Source organism: Jutongia huaianensis (assembly GCF_014384985.1).
In the GTDB taxonomy this organism is placed as follows: Bacteria; Bacillota; Clostridia; order Lachnospirales; family Lachnospiraceae; genus Jutongia; species Jutongia huaianensis.
Window position 1 is genome coordinate 1 of the sequence record NZ_JACRSX010000044.1, and the last position, 3,231, is coordinate 3,231.

General features: G+C 37.0%; 2 protein-coding genes. Both read right to left on the minus strand.

What is annotated here, in order from left to right; all coding sequences use genetic code 11:
- Window positions 1-321: 321 nt before the first annotated feature.
- The gene (gene istB, locus H8704_RS13950; protein ID WP_249298666.1) at window positions 322-1,074 is read right to left on the minus strand and encodes an IS21-like element helper ATPase IstB; all 753 of its coding nucleotides are present in this window, start codon (window positions 1,072-1,074) and stop codon (window positions 322-324) included.
- Entirely contained in the window at window positions 1,067-2,362 is a 1,296-nt protein-coding gene (istA, locus tag H8704_RS13955) for an IS21 family transposase (RefSeq protein WP_249298667.1), read from the minus strand. Before istA ends, istB begins: the two co-directional genes overlap by 8 nt.
- Window positions 2,363-3,231 lie beyond the last annotated feature (869 nt).

Here is a 3,231-nt window from a genome sequence, read left to right on the forward strand (position 1 = left end):
ATTTTGCACCATGCTCATGTAGTAAATATTACCGGATTTTGTAGATTACGAAATATCCTCAAAATATGTTGCAGATATAGTAAAGGGAACTGTAGAAATTCAAAAGTGATACATAACGGGGATAAATCAGTTACCCCACTTTGAAAATCTATTGCATACTTTCGCTATGCAGTATAAAATCAAAGTTCAGGGGAATATTGAAACCATTTGTCTGCTTTCAAAGAAACCTTGATTTCCTGCGGTTTATTGGACATTAAGGAAAGATATAAATGTCAACATCAAAATGTACATATTTGATCATTTAAGAATGTACAAATTTGTCTACTCCTCATCTTGCGTCATGTATTCTTTCAATCGATACGATCTTCCGGTAATATTTACTACATGAGCATGGTGCAAAATGCGATCAAGGATTGCATTTGCGATGACAGGATCATAAAATACATCGTCCCAGGAATTAAAATTTATGTTTGTTGTTAAAATGGTGCTTCGTTTTTCGTATCGCAGATCGATCAGCTGAAAAAACAGCTTTGCATCATCCTTTTCAATCGGCAGATAGCCTAATTCATCAATGATCAACAACTTATATTTAAAGAAATGCCTCAGTCTGGCTTCCAGACGATTTTCCAGTTTTGCTTTTTTCAGTTGTTGTATCAGGTCATGGCACTTTATGAAATAGGTACTGTACCGTTTCTTGGCAGCTGCTATGCCGATGGAAGTAGCGAGGTGTGTTTTTCCCACACCACTGGATCCGAGAAAAACGATATTTTCTGCCGATTCTAAAAAGCGCAGTGTTTCAAAGTCTCTGATCTCCTGTTCATTAACAGACTCTTGAAATGTAAAATCAAAATCATTTAATTCCTTGTGATGAGGAAATGCTCCTACTTTGACCATGGATCGGATCATATTTGCTTCCTTAAAATCAATTTCGTGTGATGTCAGTTTCACAAGCCCTTCGGTAAAGGACAGGTTGTTGGACGTGATAAAATCCAGTACTTCATCAAGATGAAGGAGCATCTGTTTCATTTTCAGATACTCAAGATTTTGTTTTAATTGTATATATGTGCTATTCATTTTGAAATAATGCTCCTATCTGTTTTAAGTTTTGTCTTGCAACAGCATTTATATCACAGTTTCTGCTTTTTAAAGTAAGCCTGCTGATCGCTATATAATGCTGCTCCAGGTAATTTAGTTTTTTTGAACTTATCGCGTGCATGGCAACCATTGTCGTGTTATAATACACATGCAGATAATTATCATATACTTGTAAGCTCAAAATCTTCCCGATGTATTCCGGAGGTACGAAATACTGGCAGGAGTGGTATGTTACCATACTTGACGGGTTTACTTTGGATGTAGTGGTAATAAGCTGATAGGACTTTCTTATTGTATCCTTGGGTAGGGGTAATAAGTGAGTCCTTTCTTTTCGCAGATACATGATCGGGATCCGCCCGGTTCCAGGATGTACCTGATGATTGATACGTTCATTCAGCCGCTGAATCAGCTCATTCAGTTCCCGATAATCAAGCAGCCCGTTATATGCATAAATTTCATCTAACAGCTTCATCGGAGCCTCTACCTTGGCTTTCGTCTGTGGACGTCCGGCAATACAAGGTTTTACCGTAAATCCATAATCAGAGGCGAACTGCTGGAACCGCATATTTATCTTTCCTTTTGAGTATTGTGTCCGGGGTTCATCCATAACCGTTTTCATGTTATCTGTAAGTACTTCCCGTGGCACTCCGCCAAAGGTCTCAAATGCATCATCCATAAAAGAAAATAAGATATCCTGCGACTTCGTCAATGACAGATGATATTTCCGGAATCTGGAAGCTGAAAGTATCAGCACAAAAATGTTAATATCAATCATTTCACCGGATTTCAGTGTGAATTTGATGGATTCTTTCCAATCGAGCTGTGCCTGCTGTCCGAGTGAAGTTTCAAACCGCATATGCGATTTCTTATGATTGAAGTTCTTTTTCCTGCGGTCAAAATACTGCTGGAATTCCGGATGACGACTGATATAGCGACGGAAACTGGACTGTGCACAGCAAAGCTGGTGGTTATCTTTCAGGAACTGCCACAGAACACGTTTGTAATAGAAAATCTGTTGATTTTCATCGGACAGAAGCTCTCTGATGATCTCATAATAATCATCAATGGGAGATCCTTTGTGCCGGATAGCTGGTTTTTCATAACCTGTCAGATATTTATCAACTGTGCGGCGGTCTTTTCCCAATTCACGAGCAATCTGACTTTTATTTACTTTCAATGTACCATCCTCCAAAAAAGGTTTTAATTTTATCAGATCTTTTAGCGTTTTAATCTGAAAATCTGTATGTATTTTTTGTGCATATATCATAATGCGATCCCTCCAACGGAATCCATTATATCTGGAAGTTGTACATTTTTATATGATCATTTTTGTACATTTATATCTTAGCATTTATAGAAAGAAAATGGACGTGTGTTTTGTAGTTCTTTGAATGAAACATTTGTATAATGAATCAGTGGGGTGGTGAGAGACTCTGCTGAATAATTGGCTTTTGCTAAAAGGTATCACTTTTGCGAAAATGTATGATACCCTCTGGCAGAAGCCTTTTTATATAAAGATAACTTGACTTCTAAATCTTACTGATGTGATATTTGCATGGATGTAACAGGCACTCAAAAGGAAAATTTTTTTGTGTTGAAATCTTACACATGTAATAAAAGGAGGGTTGAGAAGATGGTTGTATTTAGAATGTTGATGTAAAAATTGTTCGTGGATTAGGAAGTAAAAGTTAAAAGAAGTTACAGAAGAAAAGAAGATTTTGGGATGAAACTAAAACGACGTATGATAATGGGTATAACTGCTTGCTTGATTATAGGAAGTATGTCAGGATGCAGTTCAAAAGAGAATGGAAACAGCCAATCAAATCAAAAGGAACAGACAATACAGATTAATTAAATCGAAGAAGAAATAAGTGAAAACGAGGATGTGAAGAATGAAGAGGAACTGCAGCCGACAACAGTCACTGTAGATTATGCGGAAGCGTTTCAATCAAGTGGTCTGTTTCGTTAAAATATTCATCAGGCTGAAGCTCTCTGCTTGGTGTTATAGCTGTTGCTTGAGACCGTTTCAAGTTTTGTGTAAACTCAAAAAACTGACACAAGATTTTATTGATAGTTATTAAGAGCAGAGACCAGATTTTGGTTCTCTGCTCTTATTTGCATTATACTGGTATAAAT

What these genes read in the sequence shown, in the direction of transcription:
- istB (WP_249298666.1), bottom strand. Translation starts at nt 1,074, where the DNA reads ATGAATAGCACATATATACAATTAAAACAAAATCTTGAGTATCTGAAA.
- istA (WP_249298667.1), bottom strand. Translation starts at nt 2,362, where the DNA reads ATGATATATGCACAAAAAATACATACAGATTTTCAGATTAAAACGCTA.